A 26,150-nucleotide genomic window follows, 5' to 3' on the forward strand; every position below is an offset into this window, starting at 1 on the left:
CGCGCGACATGAAATGGCAAGGTCGCGTAGCTCAGCTGGATAGAGCATCTGCCTTCTAAGCAGACGGTCGAAGGTTCGAATCCTTCCGCGATCACCACCTCGAAACCCCAGTATTACTGGGGTTTTTTAATTTCCAAGCTATTTTTGTATCTTTAAATGGAGGTTGATTTCGGCTTAAATATGCCTTTAAACGGAATAATTCCCGACCTTTTTCCGACCCTTTATGAAGATATCAATTAAACTGAATAGAAGAAAGAATAAGAAGACCCCTAAAGGCTATCCTGTAATCGTATATGTGACCAACAATTATCAGGAAAAGGAATGGAGGACAGGATTTTATTCGGAAATTTCTTCTTGGAACAAACAGCGGGCTGTTCCAACCAGCAAGCATCCTCAATACTATCATTTGTTGGATTATTTGTTGGTACTGAAGGCTAGATTGAATGAGGTTAGCTTGGAGTCTGCTAAAAGACCAATTTCCTTTGAGGAAGCTAAAGATTGGATTTTTAATACAAACAGGGATTCATTTTATGAGTTGTCCATGAACACCTTTGAAGAAGGGTATAGGGGGACGGATTGGAGTGCCATAAGAAGATTTAATAAATTCTATCCGGATTCCACTTTCAATAATGTTTCTTATCAAAGCGCAATTGATTTTAGAAATACCTTATTAAAACAAGGCAATAAACCCTCTGGTGTGGATAGTTATATTAGGTCATTGAAATCGCTTTGGAATAAGTTAAGTGATAAACCAAATCCCTTTAAGGGTGTTGTGACGAAAATACCTGATACAATAAAAACGATTGCTTCTGAGGACGACCTGGTTAAACTTACTCAAGCTGACTTCCCTTTCAACAATGGATTTAGTGGGTTTTATCACTATAGAAATTATTGGTTATTAATGTTCTATTTGGGGGGCATTGATCCCGAAGTACTTTCTAAACTAAGATATGACAGGCATTTAGTAAACGGTAGAATCATATTCAACAGGGACAAAGGAAGGTCAAAAACTTCATGCAATAATGTTATACCTGAGCAAGCTTTAGCGATATTAGAGACTTATAAAGATGCTAGCTTTCCGTTTTTTGTTCCTATATATGAAGCAACAAATTATCGGACATTTTCTGGTAATTTTTCTAGGAGGATGAGGGAATTAAGTAGAAAACTTCAACTTAGTGTTGAGCTAAGACCTAAATCTGCTAGATATACTTTTATTGACAGAGCACAACAACTTTTGATTGATGAACGAATAACCGCGCAGATTGTTGGGCATAAACGAAAAACCACAACGAGTATTTATACAAACGACTTTCCGCTAGAGTTTCAGGACAAGGCGCATTTGAGTATTATAAATGTTTAAAATCGGTTCATAACTTTCCAAATAAATGGATGTTTTGTACACAATGTTTTCAAAACTCTTTTAGAATTTCATATTCTAAAAGATAGTTGATATGGAAGATAATAAGAAGAAAGGATTCGTTAAGTTATACAGAGGCATTCTTGAATGGGAGTGGTATAGTGAACCAAATACCACCCATTTGTTCATTTATTGTGTTCTAAAAGCTAATTACCAAGGTAAAAAATGGAAGGGAAAAGTATTGGATAGAGGGGATTTTATAACAAGTATAGAACATATATCCAGAGATACCGGTCTGAGTATTTCAAAAGTTAGGACTTCTTTGGAGAGGTTGACGAAATCAGGTTGTATTCGTAAAAAATCGACAAACAAATATACTGCTATAAGAGTAGTAAACTACAAGGATTATCAGGAGATTCCTGAAACAATTGACAATCGATTCAATTTAGAAGAACAATCATTGAACAATGAAATAGCTACAACTAAAGAAATAAAGAAAGAAAAAGAGGTTTTAATAAAAAAAGAAGAGAGAGGTAACTCTCTCTCAAATTTTGATCAATTATATAAAAGATACAATGAACAAATGGACACTGTTCTTAAAAGACATGTTCTACCTGATAAACAAAAAGAATTTTGTATTGCCAAATTCAATGAAAAAGATTTTAAGTTTTTAGGGGTTAAATTGTTTGAGAATTTTTTAGAAAACTGGATAAAGAACTTAGAAAGAGATGGTACTATGGAAGACTGGAGGCGATCAAGAATGATGAAGACTTTTAGGGGGTAGGGGGTATAAACATCTTTGAGCATTAAAGAGATACGTCGCCACCCAGTCAAGATTTTACTCAGAGCAATTTTTTAGGAGGGGGGGGTATAGCAATCGTTTATTTAAACTTCTTTTTTGGATATAGATTAGTTTTATGCTCTATTCCACCGCCTTCAAAATATTTAAGGGCAAAAGAATCCTGTTAGTGGTTTTTTTAAATCCATTTAAAGCATGTTATAAAGCTTAAATAGGTTTGCCATGTATTAACAATTTGGAGGAGTATTAGGAGAATCTTCTAATGTCTTTTGCTTATTGATATTAAATTATTGGGGTTAGTGGCGACTGCCTTATTATAACTAATGGTGAGTCTTTCTTTATCATTTAGTAAAGTAAGGAAGTATTCGTATCGATCAATATTATAGAAAACACTAACACTATGTCCGTTTGGATTAAGGCTTACTTGCGGTATATCATTTCCTTGTGCCAATTCTTCTGCAAAATATAGGCGCATGGTGCTGTTAACTTTTCCTCTGGCCTGACCTTGTATTATTATTACTCTTTTAGGTTTGTCCAATCCAGGACGAACCGGAGCTGTATTGATTCCATTTGAGTCAAATTTATATTCTATGGATTGTATGATGGAAAACCCATCGGTTTGAGCGTTGGAGATTGAACAAAATAATAATAGAATTAAAGTGTAAATCGGTTTCATGTTTTTAAAAGTTTGGCTATTAATAAACTAGGAAGCACTTAAAGGTAATAATTTATAAAATAGATCCTTATTCAGATAAACCAACACTCCCAAAAGACAGAACCAAAAAACCAATCCCAAGTAAATACCATTTGAGCATTTGAGATTTTTCATTGAGGCCTCCTCTTAAATTGGCAAAATAATGTCTACCTAAAAGCAGGACAAATAATATCCCAAAGAAAAAGATGACAATCTTGTCTGTCGAACTAATTTCCTTTGAGTTTTTATCCCGCAATTCCTTCATCGTTTTTTTAAACTTTGGTTTAACTCAGTTCTTTGTCGTGTTGAATTTTTAGTATCGGTAAGTTTTTTCAATATTTTCTCCATTCAATCTAAGAGTGATTTTCGTCTCCTTAATTCCCATAACGTCTGTCGATATTTTTGAGTCAAATTGATAGCGAATATTGTATAGATCCGCTAATTTGTCCAAAATCTCCTTTTTGGGAGAGATAATTCGCCTTTTTCTTCTAGAATAATTTAGGACCCCTATTGCGGTTCCAAACAAGCCCATTCCAATACAAAAAACAACAATTGTGAATGTGTGTATTCTTGCCAACCTAAAAAGTGAAATAACTAAAAGATAACATATCCCAAGTACACCAATTCCAGCTAAGCTGTATAAAATAAAGTTTCCGAGTGCTAATTTTTTTACATATTTCGAGTCTTCAAATTCGGTATTTACCTCTATTATTTTGTCTTTAAGGTTTTGATTCAATTTTATTTCAGGACATTTATTCTGGAAATCAGGCTTTTTTGCAGTTAAACTACATATTAATCCAGCCTTAAGATTCATGGAGTGTAGGTCGCAAATTTCACAGTGTTTTACTTTGTCCATTCAGTTATCGTTTATTTGAACTTTATCTTAAAGACATTTTGTCTCAATTTCTTTTTTAGCTTCTTTCTTACCTAACGCCAAAGCTTTATCAAAATAGTTACATGCCATTTCTTTTTTGCCTAAGTCATAATTGATAAGACCTAAATTGTAGTAGTTCCAACTATTTTGGTTGTTCAATTCCAGGGACTTCTCACAGTCCTTAAGAGCCCCTAACAAGTCTCCTATTTTATATTTAGAGTATCCCCGATTATTGAATGCGTAAGCATGATTTGAAAGTTCAATCGCTTTATCGAAACTCAAAATTGACTCAGGATAATTCTCAAGTTTAACAAGAGCAGTCCCTCTTAGATTATAATATTTCCAATCATTATCTTCCAGTTCGATTGCCTCATTTGTATCCGAAATAACTTTTTCAAAATCTTCCAATTCAAAATATACTTGCCCTCTTATAAAATAGGTTAGGTCATTTTTATCATTCAATTCAATTGACTTGTCTAAATCTTTGATAGCTTTTTGATATTCCCCTTTAATAAGATATAGCCTACCACGATTCATAAGAGGCAAATAGGTTTCTGGATATACTCCTATACTCAATGATTTATCAAAATCAGTCATTGCGCCATCATAGTCTTTCAAATAGAATTGTTTGATCAATCCTCTATTGTTAAATGCAGTTGCGAGGTTACTGGCAACATTTTCATCTTGTAAATTTATAAAGTGATCTATGATTTCATTTAACCTTTGCAAGGCAATATCATATTTTTTCAATCTTACAAGGGACACTGCCCTATTTACATGAGAGGCAATTAACTCTTCATTTATCTCAATTGCCATATTGAAATCTAAAATTGCATTTTGAAACTCCCCTAATGATTGTTTGGCTCTTCCACGATAGTAATATGCTAGATCTGAACCTCCCTTGAGATTAATCTCCTTTGTGAAATATTCAATTGCCTTTGGGTAATTTCCATTATCATAAAATGATTTGGCTTCGGTATAATATTCAGAGGCACCATTTTTACATGAAATGGATACAGATAAGACAAATAAGAACAAAATTTTCCTCACAGTTTTGTACAATCGTTTATTTGAACTTTTCTTTAAGATATTATCACTTCGGCATTGGTCATAATTAAATCATGCTCAATTCCTGAATCCTCAATTTTCCCCTTTACCTTTATAGGCTTTCTTTCGGTTAAACTAAGTTCTTCAGACTTATCTGAGAAAAGAATAACAAGTTTTCTTTTTACTCCTTCATAGGTAATTTCAGCAACAATATAGTTATGCCCGCCATCGGCACCTGTTGCTTGCACTTTATATTCACCTAATAAGACTTCAGTCATCGTTCATTTGAACTTTGTTTGATTTAATGTGAACTCATATTAACTCATCGAATATCTTTCTTGAGTCCAACTGAAAACCAGAACATTTGATTAAATAGGCTTTCATTTTGTTGTCGAATAGTTTTACTCCATCCTCTGTCAAATCCCCCTAATACTTCAAACTTAAGGTTCTCGTTTAAAGAAAACTTAGCCCCGATTCCAGCAATGGATGAAATATCTAGTTTACCTCGAATGTTTTCTTCCGCGATTTTATTACCAAGTTGATCAGTCTTAATCAGATAGGAAAACCCTGGACCTAGAGTTATGAATGGTTGAAATTGTTGATTGTCTAACGGGTAGTACCTAAAAAGAGTAGTGGCGTTAACGTAGTCCAATTTGCGTTTAAAGTTGTCAATTCCGATTCTAAGTCTACTTTCTTCATCGAAGTCTCCACCACCTTTGCCTTGAAATCCTAAACCTGCATCCAATCCAAAATGATTTGAAAAAGAAAACTCGTAGGTAAGGGAGAAATTTAGTCTAGCAAGAGTTTCTGTTGATCTTCCTGAGTCACCACCTGTTCTAAGTGTTGCTAAATTTAATCCAGTCCTAAACCCAATTTCAGAATTTTGACTTTTAACGGTTAAAGAAAAAAAGAAGGCTAAGCAGACTAGGAGGTTATAGTATTTCATTCTTATTGTAATCCTTTATTTGAACTTTTTAATCTAAATGCTCTTTATCAAATTAAAGTATTCTACCTTAACATCTTCATCTATTTCAACGTTAAGCTGGCCACCATATAACCTATCATTTCTATCTTTTTTGGGGCCTGATATCCAAAATTCATCACCATTATCAACATCAAAGTAATTGGCTTTATGCCCTTTCCCCTTTAAACTTTGAAATTTGCGACCTTTATAATAAAGCGTATTCCCCGTTTTTGAAAAGAATACCCTACCAATTCTTGCATCTCACTCCAGACCAGAAGACTTATCTTCAACATACATTATCCTCGATCTTTCGAATTTAAACTCTTTTGGTAGTTCTTCGCTCATCGTTTATTTGAACTTTATTTTAATCGGTTCTTTGCTGTACTTAGTTTTTTCAATTCCCTGTCCTCCACTGAATCAAATTCATCTGTTCTGGTACATCTATTTGTCCAAAGTCCATTGTAGTGGCTTTTGTTCAGATTTGCTTTTTTAAATTGAAAGTTAAAATAGCATGTAGTAGATAAATAAATTTGATATTCTTTACCGGTTTCAAATGCTAAATATCCACAGGCTCCAGATGTTCTGGCAGTATATACTGAAATTCTTTTCGGAAGTTCTTGGCCCTTATAAGTTTCAATAACCTCTAATTCAACTTTTATTAGAAAGTCCTTATCTAAAAAGTCAAGTGCCTCAATATCATTTTCATAGGATTCACAGACCAAGTCAAGACCTTTGGCAGTAAGCGATTGTCCAAAATCAACAAATTCTTTACTTATTATCTTTCCATGAACGATAACCTCAGTACCCTCAAAATGAGCTTTTATATCATCTTTGACATCACATTTACATGCATGCAGTATTTGATGGCTTAATCCAACTAGAATTAATAAAAGCAGTGTTAGTCTCATCGTTTATTTGAACTATAAAAGCCTAGACTTCTATTGTTTTTTATTTGAGATATTTTTAAATAATAAGTTTAATAAATTCAATACAACCAATGTTGGCAAATAAATCATTAAACCGATTACCAAATAGGTATATGTTGTCCCGCCTAACAAACTAGGAATTTCAAACTCTGATAAATTCCATAACCAAGTCACAAGTATTAAAATTAGCCCAACAATTACTTGAATCAAAAGTGAAATATTCAATAATTTTAAAAGCCCAACAAAACTGAATGAACTCCAAAGACCCTTCTTTTTGGCACTCCACAATATTGGAAGTCCAAATAATAAAATGGTGATAACAGTTACTATTCCAATGTCAGATACAATCATTTTTAATTATCCTGGCCATGTTTGTTTTTTATAAGATTGATCTTGCCAATCGTTTATTTGAACTTATTTTCTAATTGCTCCTGTAATTTTAGCTAAAACCGTACCTCCCTCAACTTTTTGTCCAACTTGTTTATAGTAATTTAAACTACCTCCTACATAAGTTTCAAACTCAAATCTTTTTCTTCTATTTTCGACCGCCCCAATAACATCCCCCGGATTGACAATTTCCCCCTTTTTGAAAAACCATTCTACAATTCTCCATTCACTATCCTCAATCAATTCCTCTGGGAAAATGATTTCCTGTGATTCTCCCAGTTCCAAAAACCTTCCTTTTAGTTCGGCTTCTGTTTTTAAATTAGAGCTGTCAAGGCCCCATTTATCCATTTGCTTAAGCAACCATCTCCTCATCGTTTACTTGAACTTTTCATCTAAAAACAATCTCCATTCTTCAATCATATCTCCGTTGGAAATTCTTTTTTTCTGAAGTCGAATAAACTCTTCATAGTAAGCTTCGTTTCCTTCTTCGCCATAGCTTAAAGTTACCCCTACATGTATTTGGGACTCTGAAATCATAAACCCGTGAGCTTCGTTGTAGCTCAAAAACTTTAAATATTCAATCATCATATTTTATCTTTTTTGAACTTTTACCTTCTTTTGGATCTTAGGTTATATTTGTTGAGCAATCCATATTTACTGCAGATATACTCTTCACATTCTTTTCTTCCCAATTTTATTGGTAGGAGGCTAACAGTAAGTCTTTCTATCATTAAAGTTATAAGCAATGATTCAATATCAGGGTGGAAGTTTTTATTTGACGTTGCTTTATAAAATTCAGGATGTCCTTCAAAATGTTTATGCCCAAAGTTTCTTCTAAGCGTATGATTCTTTGTGTTTCTCAAATCATTCATTCTTTTTTTTAGATTCCCGGTCTCGCCGATATAACAGGGTTGATCATCTTCGAAAAAAAGATATACTCCAGGGGTTTCATAATCTTTGAGTGACTTGATCCAATCTAAGTCCAAAACGATTCGTTTTCGATTTTTTTCATCAAAAAGTTTCTTTTCAAGTAGTTCGAAATAATCTACTATTTGTGACTCCTTCATCGTTTATTTGAACTTTGATTTAGTATTGGTCAGTCCCTTTGTTTTAATAGTAGGTTTTCAATCCAATCATGAAAGTACATTACCAACCCTATTATAAAATGATATACTATTAACGCTTTGACCAACCAAACTAATGTGCTACTAGAATAGATGCCATACAAACCTGAAACAATATGATAGGCAACTAAAAGGAAAAGCCCAATTCTCGATTTATTTGCAACAATTAAAAATATCATGAACAGTTGAAACATGAGTCTAACTAATTGTTGAGGAAGCCTTTCTGCTCCAACCTTATTATAGACTAAGCTAATCAGAATCAATTCAAGAATTATTGAAACTATTATGGCCCAGATTAAAACAGGTCTTTCTTTCACTTATCGTTTTATCAAACTTTAGTCATCATACTTAACAAGGGTTTGAACAAATAACATATTACCCTCCTCAATATCATAAGCCATAGATATATTTCCAAAAGGTTGCCAACCTTCAAAGATTAACTTGTTTGCCTGATTAACAACTTCATCAACATCAAACAAGGAAATAATGTTGTATTCTGTTATTTTCATCTATATCTTTTATTTAGATTTTAATATTGCTTGCTTTTCTTCTTCAGATAGCCTACCTACTAAAGTTATTAATTTCTCAAACGCTTCAATGGTTTCATCATCAGGCTCAAAATTTAAATTTGGGTTTAAATCAGAGTATGGGATTGTACCTTTGATTATCTTGTTTTTTTTCATGTTTTTACTTATTAAATGTTATAATCGTTTTTTTACTTTTAAAGGGCGTGAAGCGGGGGACTCGAACCCCCGGCCCTCTATCCTACTGCCAAATTTAATCTTCTATCAACCGCCAAAAATTCTAAAGCATGGTAGCCGTTCTTCACACGAAGGCTGCTTCACGAATTACTGTTTTCAAATTTTCCATAATTTCAGATTTAATCAATTCAACAATCATTATAACTAATGCGAAGAATAAAAATTTACTGAAGAAAATCAGACAATTGGATATTAGATTGAATTTGTTACATAGGCTCTTTAAAATTTTTAATACTGTTTGAACTTTAAAATTAATTTTTTATCCCTTCGGGAAGAAGTCTAAAAACCAATTCGTGATTTATTTTTTCATTGTTCTTCATCAGGAACAAATTGTGTTTGATGTAAAATGTAAATAACTGAATTATAATGTTTTTCAATTTATAAAACATCTCCTCGACTCTAATATTTTCACCCTTGGATAATTTCGTTCTCAAGTCAATTATTTCCTTGCCATGGACATAGTTGTTTCTAATTCTAAAGCATAGTTTAAGGGTCTCCCTAATTTCTTTCATTGTACGAATATCATTACCGACCAACAAGGGAACCGTCAACGTTATATAATCTGAAGACGTTTTTTCGCGAAAGAAGCTTTCTAAGGTGAATACAAGCTTTGAAAAATTATTAATTGTCACGTAGCTACCTTTTAGTGCATCCAAAAAGAAATGAATGGTCGGAATTTCCTTATGCCAAAATTTTGCTGATTCATTCATTAGGTTTAAAACTTGGTCGATTTCAGATTCATAATAAATGTAATGCCCTAAAAAATCAATTTTATCGGTTTCATAGTAATAAGAGTTTTGATCGGAAAGAACAGTAAATCCTGTTTGTAAAGGTTTTTCGGTAAATGAAAATGAGTAGTTTATAGATCGAAAGTTTAGGTGCATATTGAAACTTAAAAACTGTAAAAACTCAGATATTAATCCTTTAATCCTATTGGTTTCATGCCAAGAATCAATATTTTCATTAGTGAGTTTCTTTTCAAATATTTTCTCAATATCTCTTTCTTCTTCATGAGTCAAATAATCAATTACCTTAACACTTGTGTCAATCTCAGTCTCTATCACGGCTATTTGAAAGGCATCTCCGATTCCAGATGAAGTGATTTTAGAAGTTTCTATTTTGTTTAAATCAACATAATTATTGATTATCGATTCATAAGAATGTCCATTTGAATAGGGTGCTTCCTCGGAGTAGAAATAAACCTTTATAGACTTTAGCTTAGAAACATCTTGCTCACTATATTCACTGGAATATTCAGTTCTATATTTTTTTCTTTTCCAAATTTCATTCTTTGCGAAAATCTCAATAAAATGTGATAAGTCAATTGAAACTTTTGGATTGTCTTTTTTTAACGCATTGCGGGATTTCACCCTTCTTGTGTCAATATTCGTATGAGTAAACCAATGCAGTTTTTTCATTTTTTATGTCAATTCGGTTATGCCTAGCTTTGGTGGAAAGTACTGTTTCAATTCGGATACTTTTTCTACAGTGCCTCCCACTAAACTTCTTGGATTTACTTTAGCGAAACACATCGAACAGTTGCTAAAGCATATATTTAAGATTATCTATTCTTTCCGCTATCTCTGGAAAGGAAATTGGCTTAGAACGCATCTTGAAATAAGCATCCCATGCCTCATTGGTGATATCGTGGATATAATACAAATCCAGTTCAGGTTTCTTTGCCAGTCGGTGTTTGCAATCTTCCAAACCCGAAAGGAGTACCGTAAAATCGTTTTGGTTCGCCTTTGCATAAAAAGACTTAAGGATTTCATATACGGTGCGGATAGGATCAAAATAATCATTTCCTTTAATCTCCCTTGATATTGACATTTCAATCAATTCCAATATATCATTAATTGCCCCTGGCGCATAGAATTTGCTAAAATCCACTGTGCTGAAAAACCGATGTTCTTTACGATCATACCTATTCCCCTCTTTGAGCCATTCATTAAAAAACTTGAGAGCCATCGGATGCCCGGCCCTTACCAAATGTTTAATAGCGGTCAATTCTTCCATGCCACCCTTATTTTTCTGAAGTACCTCCATGGTCTTACCAATCACAAAATCATTCTGGCCTAAATTGATTAGGTGCACAGTGGCATCCCAATACAGACTGTTGTCATCCTCAACAGGAGCTTCATTCCCAAGGATTTCCTTTAGCAATCTGACATCCCCAGTAGTTTCAGTATAGGACTCCAACAACTTCAAACGGCGATAACGGTTCAGTCCATTATCGGCCAGATATTCCGCTATCAACGGATATACCTCTTTAAGGCCATGGGTCAGGGCAAATTCTGCATGGTTGTGAAAAACAACGGGTTCCTCCAGACCTTCACGTAGATTTTCAATAATCCTGGCTTTGACCTTTTCTGCGTCAACTTGTTCCAATATGTAGTCATATCCGCCAACTCCACCTTCTTCCAAATGATAGTCAATCCACAGCATATCCAAATATGTGGACTCCTGATAGGTGACACCATACCTCCTACCAAAGAACCATAGCAACTCGCAGATAAGATAATTTCTGGATTGGAACTGTTTTAGAGCATTTTTAAAATCCCCCTTTTTCTCATTATTTAGGCACCACGCCTTTATGTATGTCATATGTTCGGGTCGCTCGACAATATCCTTTTTTGATTGGTGGGTCAGCTCCCGCTTCACCTTGAACAGGAGATACAAGTCATTATCTATATTCTTTTTTACATCAGTAAGGGTAATGGGACCATCCTGCTCCCGTTTGGTGTCATGAACGATTTCCTGAAAGGAGGGCAAGAACTTCCTTTGCAAATCCAAGTCATCCCAGAATTCCTGCCTGTTATCTTGCATATCATCCCATTCCAACTCGGCTTTGCCAGCCAAAGCAAAATATTCTCCGGCAAGCTTTTTGAGCCGGTCTCCATCAAACAACAGGTCAAATGAGCTTTGTTCTTTGCTGCTATGGTACTCCTGCCATTGTTTCCTGAGCTGCACATCAATAAAATCCTCTTTTAAGCGATATTCGGTCTCCCTTAATACTAGCTTTTCAAATTTTTGGGCAAGATCTACATCCACCCTACTTAACACATTTCGAAAGACATACAGTTCATTTTCTTCAATGGTTGCGTTTTGGTAGTCCTTTACCAGAACGGGCAAGGTACCATCGGCAACCAAATGAGCCAAAAAGTAGCGTTTGCTGTCCAACGCCAGTGATGATTCATAGAGGTCCATGAATGCCTTGTCCACTGTTCCGGTCTTTTTAAAGAATTCCACTACATTTTGCTCATTTCTAAAAGTTGTTTGCCTATTTTCCAAAGCGCTTATCAACCATCTCATTATATATTCATACAACTTATTTTCAGTAGTGTAGTTTTGGGCCATACTGTCAATCAGATTTGTCAAATCTTTTTGTTCCCATCGCAGGGCATCCTTGTGCTCCAAAAACACTTGCAATGCGTACACTTGGTTTTTGGGTTTCCGAAGGTTCAATAGGGCCATGATGAAATATCGCTTTTCCCCAGTTGCATAGTTATCCCTTGTTTGATGCTCCCGCTGCTTTGTTCCACCTACCATTGTGGCAATTGACTTTAAGTAGTCAATATAATCGTCCGTATCCATTTCCACAATCAATTGGAGCAACGCACTAGTGATGCGCTCATGGTCGATGTAGGAAACCGCGGCAACCACTTGGGCACCATAATCCGCAGAGATATGAAACCCTTTTTCATAAATAGTGTGCAAGATTTCTGCCTTAAAGTGCATGTCCACATTTGTCAATGGATCCTGCAAACGGCCCAGCAGTACTCCCTTGAACTCTTCTTCTATCAATACTGTATCCATCTGCGAAAGCAGGGACATGGCCGAAATACGGGTACGCCTATGGTTTTTGTCATCCTTTAGTTCCTGCATCAAGAATTCCCTGTTTACAGTAGAATCCGCAAACCTCACAATTTCCCTGGTTTCTTGGTCATACTTTTTGAACCATAGCGTCTGTTCTTTGCAGCGTTTATTGAAATACCCTTGGAACACCTCTTTTCGAATCGAATCGCTTATTCTGGAGCGGTCGGCCTTGAACAGGACGGTGGCATCGTTATTCAAGAGCCATTTGACAAGCTTCTTAATCTTTTCCGAGGTCGTATCCAATAGGTTGATCAAGTATGAAATCGAATTCAACCATGAAGGATGTGTTTTCGGTTTGTCATCATCCAGAGAAATGAACTCGATTATTTTTTCGGCTGAAAAATTATAAAGTGTCTTGGCCACAAAAAATTCTTGGAGGTTTCGATGCTCAAATTCCCATTGATCTTGATTCACTACCCTTTGTACAAAGCCTGAATTGATGAACACGTTTTTGTTTTCCTGTAACAATGAGGTCAACTGCTCCCCTGAAATCCTTCGCATCTGCATCGCCTCTAAGGATAAGGCCACTTTTTTGCAGGCCTGCAATATCTGGCCTGAATCAAAATCTTGTGTCTTCCCTGTTGCCATTTCATCATCTCGGAGCCTTTTTGAAGTATAACGTTCCATCAATTCGGACTTGTTATCGGGGAGTTTTTGGCCTTCTTTGTAATAATCACCTAATAGATTGAGATAATAGGGGTTCTCAAAAAATTCCTTTTGATCTTGGGCGATTTCACCGTAATAGTTACTTTCTCGGGGCATTTGGTATTTTGCAACCAGATAATGCAATGCATGTTTGAAGTGAAGACTATTCAAGGTACAGCATCTGAAGTTGGTGATGTCCCTGATGGTCGATTCATACATATTGGTTCGGCAACTAATGACAAATTTTACAACGGTGCCTCCATCATGGTTTTGAATGAAATTTTCAATCATGGTACGGAACGATTGCCCATATGAAATCTCATCCAACCCGTCCAAAATAATCAACAGCTGTGAAATTTCCTTCCAATCAGGTGGTAAATGGTCTTCTAGCGTATCCTGTTTTCCAATACTGTTTACCGACCTATAAAAAGGAACCCATTGGAACTCTTTATGCCCTTCCCAAAAATCTATGGCCAATTCCTTGAGTTCAATCGATTTTCCCATACCTGGGTTGCCCAACAATACCACACCCGGACAGACCGAATCCGTTAAAACATTCCGCAGCACATCCTTAATGCCAAATTGTGCAGCTTCTTTGTTAAGTATATTAAAGAGCTGCCTGTCATCTGTCTCAGGGTCTTGAACCAGGGTAACTCCCCTTTGAATATAATGTTCTTCCCTGGCCAAATGTGTAATGAATCTTGCCCTTCTACCTCCAGGTACAATCTTTTCCTCACTGCTAATCTTATAAAAAAGGAGAGTTCTAAACCTATCCAGCTCTTTCTCCTCATCAATTTCAAATGACAGTTTTTTTCTGTATACAGCTTTGTAGATTTCAGGTTCCAGTGCAAAAAGCCTATCTATGCCATGGCTCCTTTCAAAAAGGCATATTTTAAAAGGATACTTGTTTCTGTTGAAAGTGAGCTCTGCCTTTTCAGGATTTCTGTGATTCCCAAAATTGGACCTGGGACTTATGAATATTGCAATGTCATTTTCCCTGAGCAAGTATCCCGAAGATTCCAGATCATGAAGCTTTGCATAAATATTCCCAAAGGCAACATCGGTAGCGTAATCCTTGCATTCCACAAAGATGTTACGTACCGACATACCGTCTGACACCATGAATTGAATGTCGAATCCGTCCTGCGTTCCGCTGAATTGTGGACGATCTTTTAGCAATGGATACCCCAAACGCCCGAAAATTCTTGAAAAGAAGAATTTTGCCTGCTCTTCAAAGAATTTGCCGTTGTTGCGCTTTTTCGCCATACTAATAGAAATCGATTAAAACATCATTCAAATCGCTAGTTTTTTACATGTAACTCACAATAAGCTGAATTCAAACTTTGCTTTTTATCCCAAAATAGAGTACCACACTCTTTACAGGTTCGCCTACCTTGATGTGCAAGATATTTATAAAGAGTACGCTTTGAGCCAACTTCAATCAATTTCATGATTTCCTCAATGCTCAACTTATTGTCGCGGTAATACCTTTCGGCAAGAATCGCCTTGTGCTGAGCTTTTTTACTTAATCCTGGTTGTCTACCCAATCGAACACCCCTTCTTCTTGAACTTTCAAGTCCAGCGCGGGTTCTTTCTATAATAATGTCACGTTCCAATTGGGCAATGGAGGCAAAAAGATTGAAAACGAACCTGCCATGTGGTGAAGATGTATCAATAAAGTTCTCTTGGATGCTTTTAAAGTGTATACCCTTTCGCTCAAAGTCTTCGATGAGCTTTACCAAATGTGAGAGGCTTCGAGCAATCCGATCCATCTTCCAGACAACAATTGTATCGCCCTCCCTTAATTTGGAAAGCAATTCGTCTAGACCCTTACGTTCACTTTTGGCTCCAGACGAAATATCAGCATAAATATTCTTCGGTTTGATGCCTTCCTTCAAAAAAGCATCAACCTGTAAATCATGTTTTTGGGATTTTGTGCTTACCCTTGCATAACCAAATGTCATTCTGTATCATTTAAACGTATACAAGGTAAACTTTAAAAGTGTACGGTTAAAGTAAACTTACTAGGAGTAATGAACACGTTTGGAAACAAAAGTTCACAAAAACGGTCAGTTAATAAAACTTAATGTTTTCATTTGTTTTTATGGAAGAGGGCGATGAGCACCTAGGAATTAAGCAAATTAGATATATAAATTTGAAAATTCAATGAGCCTGAAACATAATTGAGATATGATTCGTGATATTTTGAATTATAAATAAGCTTTGGCGGGGCTCCTGATTGCCAGAATATATTCATCCAACTAATAGAATCACATGGATTGGGAAAATTGAACTCTTTTACTCTTATTTCAGTTGACAGAAAATCACGTACTAAATAGTTATAGGAATTTTGTATTCTCCTTTTGGTAATATCACACTCAATAAGTTTGTCCATTTGAGAAATTAGATGTTTTGTGCTGTCATAGATCCAAGACTTCAAATCTAAATGGTTAGTCCCAAGTAGCTGTAATAGATCAATTGTCCATTCCTGAAAGCTCATACAGGATGTTGTTTCCTTTGCAAATAAAATAATATTGTAGAATACGCACTCTAATTTTGAAAAGCAATGTTGCGATAGTTCCTCGACTTTCCAATTGTTTAAATCACAGAGGCGATGGAAATCTGCATGCCAGTTTATCGCTTTAGCCGAATTTGTTCCAACTATTGCTATTGCCAGTCTTGCCGCCAACCCTCCAAGTAACAAAGACAGGGTTAAAGGAAAATTTGAAGATTTTGGCTTGTCAAAGTACTTACCGTCCCGTAAGCTTGAATGAGCAATGTGAAAAGCCGATAAATACTCAGAATTTTCAAAATCATGCATCAAAGAGAAGATTTCATATTCAAAATCCAAAATGTGATTGCCATAAACGCTTAGTTTATGTTGGTACTCCGCTCCCAGTGCACTTAATTCCAAAATTGAATCTTCATTTAAGGACATCTTGGCTATTTCTACTTCTGGAGCCTTTCTTTCATAAATAATGGTATTAATATGTTCAAAATGCCATATGCCGGAAGAATTTTTTGAAAAAGACATGTTTGATTGAGTTTCTAACCCAATAAATAATATGGGATTACCAATATCATCTATCGGTTGCACCAATTTTTTCCTTTGTTTCAAATCATTTATGAAAGTTTGAAATTCTGGATTTACGAACAATAGAGTTGAGTCTCTTTCAAAATCAGCTTTAAATCTGAAATATTTTATAATCTTGTTAAGACCATAGTAGGAATAATTTAGATCTATAAAGTGCTGTCTTTCATGCGCTAAAAAAATAGAAGAATTCAAAGAGAGTTCAGCTTCGCCAATCTCGCCTTGTTTTAAACTCACAATATCAGAAAGCAAGTCGTCATTGATAATGGTCAAGTCAGTAGTGTAATCATACATCCCTGAAGTAGAATTCCCATTCAATTGCAAAAGCATTTCATTAATGTGTTGGGAAGAGTACCTTTTCATTAATCAATTATCATTTCCATACTTATCAGATTCTCTTTTGCATCGGCAAAACCAATTTCCGTAATGTGACAAAACCCAGAAGTCTCAAATTCGCATTGAAAGTCTATATGATTACACTTTCCCTCGTTTAAATCCTTTCTAAATTTTTCCAAGTTTAATTCTCGTCTATATTTATACTTTAATAGACATATCAAATGTTGTTTGTCGGATAGTCGATTAATGAACATTGGATTGGCCATAATTTGATTCAAAACAATATTTGCTAAACCATATGTATAAATCAAATCAACAACCGCTGCGACAACTACCAAAGCTGCTTTTTCAATGTTAACATAGATTTTAAGTTTTGGTATGTAAGCGGAATGCCCCACAATGTTTTGTTTGCCATTTTTATTTAAATCTGTACTTGAAAAAACCCTTTTATCATAGTAGGCCTCGTGCAGAATTTCGAATAAAGCTAGTGCATCCTCATCATCAAAAATGGTACTATATGAATCTGGACAAGAATGTTTTAAGTACTCAATGGCTTCAGTTTTGCTTTCAAATCCTCTTTGTTCCATTTGGAAAGGCTTATTTAAATTTTATTTCCATGCTATTATTACTTTGACCTTCATAAAGAAATTGCGGTAGTTTTATTATTTCGATTCCTACATTTTTCCTAAATCTAGTAAAATCAAAGATTCCTAAGACATAATTAATCTTAAACTTCAACCCAATGTATATCGTAAATCTATTAAAAGGTAAAATGATGGTCCCTTTCTTTGAATAATTTCTTTTAAAAGCAGTGGCCAAATTTATAGCGCAATAAAACGTTCAAAAAAGTAATTTAAAGAGGACACTAAAAAAAGAAAAGAAATGGACCTTATTATGCATAGTTACCTTTAGTACAAGCGCCGAGGTTAAATAACCCAATTAGGCAGAGACAAACCGCTATATCATGATTCATAAGACATGATATAATCAATGACTATATATTGCTATATTCGTTACTTTCTATATCTCCCCCTGTTGCACCCCATTGAACAAAAAACATTTGTGTATTACCAAGAATTTAATTGCGTTAAATCGAATAATTATGAAAGTCTCTTTTCTAGGTACAGGCAACTCAATAAGCAATCATAATAGAAAAAATACATCTCTAATATTGCAGAGTACCAATTCAATTTTAATCGATTGTTCTGGCAATCCCATTCAAGCTGCAATGCAATCAGGAATTAATCCAGATAGTATTTCGGATGTAATATTGACTCATAATCATGTTGACCATATATACGCTATTCCTTCATTAGTTCATCAAATGTATCTACTTCATTTAAGTTCAAAAAGGGCACCTTTTAGGTTCATCGGCAATAAGTCCACCTTGGATATAGTTCATAAACTTTTAAAAGCTTTCAATCTTTTACAGAGAAAGGGAATTTTTGAAATAGAATTCATTGAAGTGCCAAAACAGGGAATCAGTATTCAAAGAGAAGAATATAGAATAAAACTATTCCCAGTTAACCATGTGTGGACAGATTGCTTCGGGTGTAAATTTTTATCGGAGGATGGCAAATCAATTGTATACTCTAGTGATACAGAACCTACAAATAATCTTGTCAAGGAGAGTCAAGGAATTGATTTATTAGTACATGAGTGCTCTACATTCACACAAAATAAATTAAAGGGTCATACATCTTTCTCTGAAATTCTAGAATTAACTTCTCAAATATCTTCCAAAAGAATACGATTAGTTCACCTACCAAAAATCGAGAATGATTTACAATATATAATCGATAACAAGTTGAACGACCTATTTGGAAATCTAGTTCAACTTGCATATGACGGGGAGGTTTTGGAAATCTAAAGAATTCACCTAATCAATAATATAAATGAATAATAATGAATTGAATTATAACGAAATCCAGCACACTGTATTACAGGATGTTTCGAAACTAGATATGGATTTATTGCAGAGTCAATTGAGCCATAGCCAATATGAAAGGTTGGTTTCTCGAATTAAGAACCCACTGCTTTCTGAAAAATCTGGCATATCCATTGATCATGTAATTGGATGTCCCCTTGCCTGTGGCTATTGTGTGCGGCACAACTTTGGAGCTTTTGATATCAAAAGACCGTATCTCATCGAATCAGATGAAAAAGTGGTAGCAAGATTGCTCAATCACAAGTATTTCTTACCAAATGTTACTCCAATTAAAATCTTCAGTCAAGCGACTGACGCAATGGTACCTTCCGTTAAACCCCATTTGTTCAATACCCTTAAACTACTTGATGAAAATAAACTGACAAACATCGTTCTCATTATAACTCGATTTAAAGTATCAGAGAATGATTGTGCTATATTAAATAGCTTCAAAAACCTTCGAATAACTTTGTTAATCACTTATTCTGGAATTACTGACTCTAGAATTGAGCCTATTAAAAGCAGTATAGCAATTGAGTCGTTGAAAACAGCTTATAACTATTCTCGGAATTATAAGGTTATTCTTTACTGGAGACCAATAATTGTAGGTCTAAACGATTCTAACAAAGAAATTGACTTTGTGCTTAAAAATCTTAGCTTAAGTGCACATGGTATTGTTTTCACTGGACTGAGACAAACAAATGAAATAAAAGACTTCTTTGTACAACGTCAGGCGGTGAATCTCTATCAGGGATTTGTTGACAGAAGGAAAATTTTCCCTGATAACCTTGATCATAGAATTCTTACAAGGCTAAAAGATACCCCAGCAGAGAATAAACTTTATCGCAAAACTTCATGCGGTGTTTCAGCTGTTCATAGATTGCCGGATTATAATGGTCACTTTGTTGCAGGAGAACAGATCTGTAATATTTGTAATTCTAGACAAAGACGGAGATGTGAGAATGAACCAAAATCAATAGATATTGCTGAATTACATAGAGTTGCAAAAGAAATTGGGATAGAATCGCTAGAAATTGATAATGAACTGGGTAATGATTTTACATATATACCAAACTTGACTATTGATGAAAGGTATTTTTTAAGGCACTTATTCAAGCATCCCATTCTTGATCCTCAATTCCCCCATGAATATGGACAATATGGTAGAGCAGACAAACTTAGAGATTATACAATTTAAAGATATCTCATGCATCAAAATAAGATAATCGGGTTGGTTGGATATCCAGGTAGTGGTAAGTCCACTCTTATTAGTCTGTTGGGCAAAAATGGCTACAATGTTTTCGATAATGGACGAGCACTAAGAATGTTTCTTGATGGTACATACTCCAATTATTCATTGACTGAGAAAATACATAATCTCACTCATAGCGGCAGCATGCTATCACACATCATAAGTGAAATAGAAGTCGCATTCAAAGAAGGCGGAAGATCAATCATGTTCATGGACTCATTTAAAACGATAAACGATCCTAAGGTTCTAAAGAAACACTTCAAGAAAATCCATATTCAAACTTTAGCAGTTTTGTGTCCATACGGGACAAGACAAGAAAGGGTAATCAAGCGTGCAAGAGAGAGAGATAATGCACCTGTAATACAAAGAGATGCGGAACTAAAACAGCTTGGTATAGACTCATTGATTAAAAGCGCGGAGTATAGAATAGAAACCGATTGCAGCTTCAATGAGATGCACAAAAGATTAAAAAAACTGCTGACTATCATGGAATCTTAAAGAACTGGATGAATATAGACTATTGGAAAAACAGGCCGATTGCGAGATATTTAATTTATTAAATTCCAAAGAACTAAGGATGAATGTAGGGTTAAGTCTAAATTAAGACGGAAATGAAAATTGTTCGATATTTTACATTTAACTATCTACCAGCTTCCTTTTAGGTCCAAATATCATAAACAGGATTCCATCCAATTTGTCACCCATTGCCGTCCTTAATCTAGAAAAAGCCTTGGTAATATGTGCTTCAACTGATTTTGTAGAAAGGTTAAGATAATCTGCAATTTCTTTATTACTCAAACCTTCTTGTCTACTTAACAAAAAGGTTCGTCTGCATTTTGGAGGCAGGTTGTCGATTTCCTTACGAACCAATTTTATTAGCTGGTCAAAAGATTTGTTCTCTTCCTCGACCACAGAACTCAATGCATCAATATATTTTTTTTCTAACGGAACAACATAGACGCCGCTTCTATTCTGGTTCAAGAACTCATTGTATACTGATTTGTATAAATAACTCTTAAGTAAAAACTGGTCTTTGAGCTTCAATCGATATCTCCAAATGTTAACAAAAACATTCTGGACAATGTCCTGTGCAGTATCCCTATCATTAGTTAACTCATATGCATAAACACACAACATGTTGTGATATAAATCTACCATTTTCGAATAGGCTTTCGCATCACCTTTCTTTAGCCCCGTAATAAGTTCTTGTTGATCTTTCACCGCACTTAGTCGAGTTTTTAAAACCGCATTTATTCGTTTAAAATGTTTGGAAAATTATAAAAATGTTTCCAAAAAGTTAGGGTATTGGAAAAATCCTGTGTTATATAATTGAAGAACTTAAAAACATGACTTCCGGAACCATTGATAAAATTATCGCAAAATATCTTACCAAGGAAGCAAGTCTTTTGGAAAGAAATGAATTGGAAGCTTGGCTGGAAAACCCACGTAATTTTGAATATTTCAAAACATATGTAAAGATAAATTACCTAATAAACTTGAATATGGATTTGTTCGATTCCCATGATTCAAAAAAACAATTGCTAGAATTAATTGATAAGGACAAGAAGGTTCATAGGTTGCGCAATTATACAAAGCTTTTAAAGTACGCAGCCATCTTGATAATTTTGGTGGGACTTGGGTATCTGTATAAGTCTGATATCTTTTTCTCAAATCCAACAATCAATATCCCACCGGATAGCATCACTTTGGAGCTTGAGAACGGCGATATTAAAATACTTGATCAAAATGGAACAACAATAGTACTTGATGAAGGAGGAAATGTTGTAGGGGAACAAAAGGGACAAGAGTTATCGTATGTCCAGTCAGCTAACATTGATGAACTAGTATACAATACCTTGACTGTTCCATACGGGAAAAGATTCGATATAAAATTGTCCGATGGAACAAGAGTTTTTCTAAATTCTGGCACATCACTTAAATATCCTATACAATTCATCAATTCAGGACCTCGTCAGGTATTCTTAACTGGTGAGGCCTACTTCGATGTGACTTCTGATACTAGTCATCCATTCATTGTAAATTCAGAAATACTGAATGTTGAGGTTTTGGGAACTGAATTCAATGTATCCGCCTATCCTGAAGATTCTATTTCCGATGTTGTCCTTGTTGAAGGTTCTGTTGGATTATATGAAAATGGTAAAGGTCTCATTGATGGTTTGGTTATCCCACCTGGGACTAAAGGATCTATCTCGAAAAAAACTAAACAAATCAATGCTGAAACAGTAAATACAAGCATATATACTTCATGGTTGCAAGGAGGTCTGGTCTTTAGGGATATGCCGTTCAAAAATATTGTGAAAAAACTTGAACGCCATTATAACATGAAAATAGTCGTCCTAGATGAAAATCTCAAGGAAGAAGTTTTCAACGCTAGCTTTAAGGATGAACCCATTGAAAAAGTATTGAATTATTTCAGTGCCAGTTATGATATAAATTATTCAATCAAGGATAACGCAATAACTATTAATTAACCAAACAATAAGTATGAAAACAAATAATCCAATAAGGCCAAAGCCAAAAATCTAATTATCAACGAAGACGATTCAGAAATCTGATCAAAAACCGGGAAATGTTGACGCCATTTCCCGGATGTAAGAATTGATCAACCAGTAAACCAGTATTCTCAATTTAACACTCAGAAAATTATGAAAAAAAAATCTCATAGAAAAGCTCCAAACTTGGCTTTTCTAAAATTGGATTTAAAGATGAAGCTTACCTTACTTTTAGTCTTTACAACGATCTTCAGCATGTTTGCGGAGAGCGGATATTCTCAAGAAATAACACTTGATGTTAAAGATATTACAGTTCGTCAACTCATTGACAGGGTAGAAGGAACAACAGATTTCAGATTTGTTTACAATACAAAGTTTGTAGACTTAAACCGAAAAATATCAGTAAAGGCAAAAGCAATATCTATTACAGAATTACTGAATTCCATTTTTAAGAACACTTCCACGTCATTTGAGGTTAGGGACACCCAAATTATTCTAAAACAAAAAACATTGAACAAGCCTGGAACCATCAAAAATACCTCTTTAAAGCTTGACCAAAGAAGTTTTGTGGTACGAGGCATGGTTAAGGATAATAATGAGCAACCACTTCCAGGAGCAAACATTGTTGAAAAAGGGACTTCCAATGGGACACAAACCGATTTCGATGGAAATTTTGAGATAATGGTTGAGGATGAAGACGCAGTTCTTATTGTATCTTTTTTAGGATTTGTAACCAAAGAGGTTATAGTTGACGGTCGTTCCTCACTAGAATTGACTCTTCAAGAGGATAGCGCTAAATTGGACGAAGTTGTAGTCGTAGGCTACGGAACCCAAAAAGTTACCAACCTAACCGGTTCAGTTGCGGTAATTTCTGAAGACCAACTGGAAAATAGACAGGTCAATAATACTTCAAACTTGTTAGCTGGATTGGGTGCTGGAATCACAGTGGTCAGTGATGGTGGCAGTCCTGGTAGCGATGGTTCTTCAATTTCAATTCGCGGGAACACCACGTTTGGTGGAAGTAATGAACCATTGGTAATAATTGATGGCGTAGAGGCTGCTTTAGACAATATAGATCCAAATGACATAGAAAGTATTTCCGTCCTGAAGGATGCATCTGCTTCGGCCATCTATGGGGTAAGAGGTGGTAATGGTGTTGTTGTAGTAAAGACTAAGCGTGGTAAAGAAGGTAAGATTTCGGTGAACTTGAATACCTCCATTGGTTTTCAGGATTTTACTTTTTTGCCAAATTACGTGAACTCTTATGATTATGCGATTCTTGCCAATGAGGCATTAACTAATGATGGCTTGGCACCGGCTTTTGATACTGCCCAGTTACAGGGTTTCCAAACCGGAACTTTGCCAAATACCAATTGGATTGATGCAATTCAATCTGGTCCTGGCACAACACAACGCTATCACCTGTCATTATCCGGGGGGTCTGAGAAAATAAGTTATAATGCCTCACTCGGGTATTTGGACACTGATGGTCTTATTACAAACACCAACTACAAACGATATAACTTAAGGGTAAACATCGACCAAAAGATTTCAAAACGTCTAAACGTTGCATATAATCTAGCATTAAGCAGGAGGGATGCATCAGAACCATCGGTTCCGGCGAATGCAATCTTCTTTAACGCATACAGATCGGCGCCTATATATCCTATAAGAAATTCTGACGGAAACTTTGTTGGAATCAACAATCAATTCAATGCTGTTGGATTTGCAGAACTAAGTGGAATTGATAGTGACATCAATGACGAATTTATAGGAAGTGTCAAGGCTAGTTATGAGTTGGTAAAAGGACTTACTTTCAACAATATATCTGCTGTGACCCAACGTTATCGAACGGCAAATAATTGGGCCAAAACATACAGTTTTTATGATGAGAGTGGAGCATTAACAACAACCAATCAAAACGGTGTTGAGGAACAACACTTTAGAAGTCTAGATATTAACATTCAGAATTTTTTAAACTATGAAATAACCCTAGGCAAAAATAACCTCAACTTCCTTCTTGGGCACCATTCCATTAAATCTGATGCCAATGGTCTTTTAACAAGTATTAATGGTCTTCCCGAGAACAATACATCCAATGAAATAGCACTTGGGAATCCGGAAACACTTATTGCGGATAGCCAAGTGCAAGCAAACAGGTTGGAATCCTATTTTGGAAGGTTAAACTACAATTTTGATGAAAAATACTTGTTCGAAGCTAGTTTTAGACATGATGCCACCTCACGGTTTGCACCGGAAAACCGATCGGAATTTTTTCCTTCTTTCTCTGTGGGGTGGAATTTGGGAAAAGAAGAGTTCTTTAAATCAAAAACATTTAATACCTTAAAATTAAGGGGGTCTTGGGGACAACTTGGTAACCAAGATATCACCGACCTAGCTTTTGCCCCAATCTATGTTCCTGGGAGAGATCTTTGGCTAGGTGGAATCAATCAAAATAGTTTAATAGAAGGAAGTTCCAATCCGGATTTGACTTGGGAAACCATCACAAAGACCAATGTTGGTGTTGATGTTTCCCTGCTTGACTACAAGGTAAACTTTAGTGCAGACTATTTCATCGAAGATAGAGAAGACATTCTTGCTTTGGAGGCCCTAGCAGGCACCTTTGGAGCTACAGCACCATTAGCCAATGTGGGGAATTCAAATGCAGAAGGAATTGAAGCGAATTTAAATTTTAGAGGGGAAATCGGAAATGATTTTAAGTATAGCGCAAACTTCAATACCACATATTTTACAAAAATTCCTACTGTGAGCGGTCTTACGGCAAATGCAGAAATCCCGGGAAGAAGTAATGGAGACCCGATAAGCAACATTTTTGGATTTACTGCTTTAGGATTGTTTCAATCCGACTCAGAAATTGCAAGTGCTCCTGATCAGTCATTTTTTGGAGGGACACCTGTTCCTGGAGATATCAGGTATTCTGATATAAATGGGGACAATGTTGTTGATGGAAATGACAGATCGTCATTGGGAACATACTCACCAGAGTTATTTTATGGTGTCTCATTCAACGCCGATTTTAAAGATTTCGATTTTTCGTTTTTGCTACAGGGTGTTGGCAAGGTTAAAAATGTTCTGAGTGGTAGAGCGGCCCATTTTTTGGTTAACGATAGCAATGCCCAAGAAAGACATTTGGATCGGTGGACTCCATCTAACCCTAATGCTAGTTATCCTATTTTGCATGCTGTCAATGGCGGCAGGAATGAAAATGAAATAAGTTCATTTTTCGTATATGATGCTTCATATTTAAGGTTGAAAAACATTCAGTTCGGGTACTCCTTACCCGAGGAAGTAACTGAAAAACTGGGAATAGAAAAACTGAGACTTTTCTTCAGTGGAGAAAACCTATTGACTTTCGTAAACTCGGACTACCCTGACGGTTTTGATCCTGAGACGATTTCTACCTTTTCATTCAATGAAGAATTTGGAGGAGATACATTTACTCCAATTACCCCAGTAAATACGGGGTTCATATATCCACAAACAAAAACATACACGTTTGGTCTTAATCTAGCATTTTAAAGTTGCTAAGTTTTGAATTAAACCTCAAAATAATTGA

At 35.3% G+C, this 26,150-nt stretch carries 26 protein-coding genes and 1 tRNA gene; 8 read left to right on the forward strand and 19 right to left on the reverse strand.

Going from position 1 to position 26,150, the window contains the following annotated elements; all coding sequences use genetic code 11:
- Nucleotides 1-20: 20 nt before the first annotated feature.
- From ACO6S0_RS06185 to ACO6S0_RS06195, 3 genes are all read left to right on the forward strand, one after another.
- Nucleotides 21-97: transfer RNA gene (locus ACO6S0_RS06185), tRNA-Arg, on the forward strand.
- A gap of 312 nt (nt 98-409) precedes the next feature.
- Nucleotides 410-1,360, forward strand: coding sequence for a tyrosine-type recombinase/integrase (locus ACO6S0_RS06190; RefSeq protein ID WP_422351128.1), 951 nt, complete (start codon nt 410-412; stop codon nt 1,358-1,360).
- Nucleotides 1,361-1,451: 91 nt separating this feature from the next.
- The gene (locus ACO6S0_RS06195; RefSeq protein WP_422351129.1) at nt 1,452-2,141 is read left to right on the forward strand and encodes a hypothetical protein; all 690 of its coding nucleotides are present in this window, start codon (nt 1,452-1,454) and stop codon (nt 2,139-2,141) included.
- Between the two features lie 274 nt (nt 2,142-2,415).
- Here ACO6S0_RS06195 and ACO6S0_RS06200 read toward each other — a convergent pair whose 3' ends face one another.
- From ACO6S0_RS06200 to ACO6S0_RS06285, 18 genes are all read right to left on the reverse strand, one after another.
- On the reverse strand, nt 2,416-2,832 hold the full coding sequence (locus ACO6S0_RS06200) for a hypothetical protein (protein WP_422351130.1): 417 nt from the start codon (nt 2,830-2,832) through the stop codon (nt 2,416-2,418).
- Nucleotides 2,833-2,899: 67 nt separating this feature from the next.
- The gene (locus ACO6S0_RS06205; protein WP_422351131.1) at nt 2,900-3,115 is read right to left on the reverse strand and encodes a hypothetical protein; all 216 of its coding nucleotides are present in this window, start codon (nt 3,113-3,115) and stop codon (nt 2,900-2,902) included.
- 48 nt (nt 3,116-3,163) lie between these two features.
- A complete protein-coding gene (locus ACO6S0_RS06210) occupies nt 3,164-3,706 on the reverse strand; it encodes a hypothetical protein (RefSeq protein WP_422351132.1) in 543 nt (180 codons plus the stop codon).
- A 27-nt stretch (nt 3,707-3,733) separates the two neighbouring features.
- Nucleotides 3,734-4,774 carry a tetratricopeptide repeat protein gene (locus ACO6S0_RS06215; RefSeq protein ID WP_422351133.1) on the reverse strand — a complete coding sequence of 347 codons (1,041 nt, stop codon included), beginning with the start codon at nt 4,772-4,774 and terminating at the stop codon, nt 3,734-3,736.
- 32 nt (nt 4,775-4,806) lie between these two features.
- On the reverse strand, nt 4,807-5,049 hold the full coding sequence (locus ACO6S0_RS06220) for a hypothetical protein (RefSeq protein WP_422351134.1): 243 nt from the start codon (nt 5,047-5,049) through the stop codon (nt 4,807-4,809).
- Nucleotides 5,050-5,093: 44 nt separating this feature from the next.
- Complete coding sequence (locus ACO6S0_RS06225; protein WP_422351135.1) at nt 5,094-5,717, reverse strand: outer membrane beta-barrel protein; 624 nt, start codon at nt 5,715-5,717, stop codon at nt 5,094-5,096.
- A gap of 377 nt (nt 5,718-6,094) precedes the next feature.
- Nucleotides 6,095-6,643: a hypothetical protein gene (locus ACO6S0_RS06230; RefSeq protein ID WP_422351136.1), complete on the reverse strand. Its 549-nt coding sequence runs from the start codon at nt 6,641-6,643 to the stop codon at nt 6,095-6,097.
- Between the two features lie 30 nt (nt 6,644-6,673).
- Nucleotides 6,674-7,012 (reverse strand): hypothetical protein, encoded by a 339-nt coding sequence (locus ACO6S0_RS06235; protein ID WP_422351137.1) that lies wholly within the window; start codon nt 7,010-7,012, stop codon nt 6,674-6,676.
- Nucleotides 7,013-7,075: 63 nt separating this feature from the next.
- Nucleotides 7,076-7,420 carry a biotin/lipoyl-containing protein gene (locus ACO6S0_RS06240; RefSeq protein ID WP_422351138.1) on the reverse strand — a complete coding sequence of 115 codons (345 nt, stop codon included), beginning with the start codon at nt 7,418-7,420 and terminating at the stop codon, nt 7,076-7,078.
- A gap of 3 nt (nt 7,421-7,423) precedes the next feature.
- The gene (locus tag ACO6S0_RS06245) at nt 7,424-7,636 is read right to left on the reverse strand and encodes a hypothetical protein (RefSeq protein WP_422351139.1); all 213 of its coding nucleotides are present in this window, start codon (nt 7,634-7,636) and stop codon (nt 7,424-7,426) included.
- A gap of 20 nt (nt 7,637-7,656) precedes the next feature.
- On the reverse strand, nt 7,657-8,115 hold the full coding sequence (locus ACO6S0_RS06250; protein WP_422351140.1) for a GIY-YIG nuclease family protein: 459 nt from the start codon (nt 8,113-8,115) through the stop codon (nt 7,657-7,659).
- A gap of 392 nt (nt 8,116-8,507) precedes the next feature.
- Complete coding sequence (locus tag ACO6S0_RS06255; protein WP_422351141.1) at nt 8,508-8,681, reverse strand: DUF1737 domain-containing protein; 174 nt, start codon at nt 8,679-8,681, stop codon at nt 8,508-8,510.
- 9 nt (nt 8,682-8,690) lie between these two features.
- Entirely contained in the window at nt 8,691-8,855 is a 165-nt protein-coding gene (locus ACO6S0_RS06260; protein ID WP_422351142.1) for a hypothetical protein, read from the reverse strand.
- A 329-nt stretch (nt 8,856-9,184) separates the two neighbouring features.
- On the reverse strand, nt 9,185-10,351 hold the full coding sequence (locus ACO6S0_RS06265) for a hypothetical protein (RefSeq protein WP_422351143.1): 1,167 nt from the start codon (nt 10,349-10,351) through the stop codon (nt 9,185-9,187).
- A 124-nt stretch (nt 10,352-10,475) separates the two neighbouring features.
- Nucleotides 10,476-14,720, reverse strand: coding sequence for an NACHT domain-containing protein (locus tag ACO6S0_RS06270; protein WP_422351144.1), 4,245 nt, complete (start codon nt 14,718-14,720; stop codon nt 10,476-10,478).
- Nucleotides 14,721-14,755: 35 nt separating this feature from the next.
- Nucleotides 14,756-15,418, reverse strand: a complete 663-nt coding sequence (locus ACO6S0_RS06275; protein WP_422351145.1) for a recombinase family protein — start codon at nt 15,416-15,418, stop codon at nt 14,756-14,758.
- 161 nt (nt 15,419-15,579) lie between these two features.
- Nucleotides 15,580-16,875, reverse strand: a complete 1,296-nt coding sequence (locus ACO6S0_RS06280) for a hypothetical protein (RefSeq protein WP_422351146.1) — start codon at nt 16,873-16,875, stop codon at nt 15,580-15,582.
- 32 nt (nt 16,876-16,907) lie between these two features.
- Nucleotides 16,908-17,468 carry a hypothetical protein gene (locus ACO6S0_RS06285; RefSeq protein WP_422351147.1) on the reverse strand — a complete coding sequence of 187 codons (561 nt, stop codon included), beginning with the start codon at nt 17,466-17,468 and terminating at the stop codon, nt 16,908-16,910.
- Between the two features lie 515 nt (nt 17,469-17,983).
- On the opposite strand from ACO6S0_RS06285, the gene ACO6S0_RS06290 reads away from it, so the two are divergent.
- From ACO6S0_RS06290 to ACO6S0_RS06300, 3 genes are read left to right on the forward strand one after another with little or no spacing between them, the layout of a single operon-like run.
- On the forward strand, nt 17,984-18,751 hold the full coding sequence (locus ACO6S0_RS06290) for an MBL fold metallo-hydrolase (RefSeq protein ID WP_422351148.1): 768 nt from the start codon (nt 17,984-17,986) through the stop codon (nt 18,749-18,751).
- Between the two features lie 25 nt (nt 18,752-18,776).
- Nucleotides 18,777-20,006, forward strand: coding sequence for a hypothetical protein (locus ACO6S0_RS06295; protein WP_422351149.1), 1,230 nt, complete (start codon nt 18,777-18,779; stop codon nt 20,004-20,006).
- Between the two features lie 9 nt (nt 20,007-20,015).
- Entirely contained in the window at nt 20,016-20,558 is a 543-nt protein-coding gene (locus tag ACO6S0_RS06300; RefSeq protein WP_422351150.1) for a hypothetical protein, read from the forward strand.
- A 138-nt stretch (nt 20,559-20,696) separates the two neighbouring features.
- Here ACO6S0_RS06300 and ACO6S0_RS06305 read toward each other — a convergent pair whose 3' ends face one another.
- Nucleotides 20,697-21,281 (reverse strand): RNA polymerase sigma factor, encoded by a 585-nt coding sequence (locus tag ACO6S0_RS06305; protein WP_422351151.1) that lies wholly within the window; start codon nt 21,279-21,281, stop codon nt 20,697-20,699.
- A gap of 125 nt (nt 21,282-21,406) precedes the next feature.
- On the opposite strand from ACO6S0_RS06305, the gene ACO6S0_RS06310 reads away from it, so the two are divergent.
- Both ACO6S0_RS06310 and ACO6S0_RS06315 read left to right on the forward strand, forming a co-directional pair.
- Nucleotides 21,407-22,552 (forward strand): FecR family protein, encoded by a 1,146-nt coding sequence (locus ACO6S0_RS06310; RefSeq protein WP_422351152.1) that lies wholly within the window; start codon nt 21,407-21,409, stop codon nt 22,550-22,552.
- Nucleotides 22,553-22,726: 174 nt separating this feature from the next.
- Nucleotides 22,727-26,113, forward strand: coding sequence for a TonB-dependent receptor (locus ACO6S0_RS06315; RefSeq protein ID WP_422351153.1), 3,387 nt, complete (start codon nt 22,727-22,729; stop codon nt 26,111-26,113).
- The last annotated feature ends 37 nt before the right edge of the window (nt 26,114-26,150 follow it).

Source organism: Flagellimonas sp. (assembly GCF_965233845.1).
GTDB lineage: Bacteria > Bacteroidota > Bacteroidia > Flavobacteriales > Flavobacteriaceae > Flagellimonas.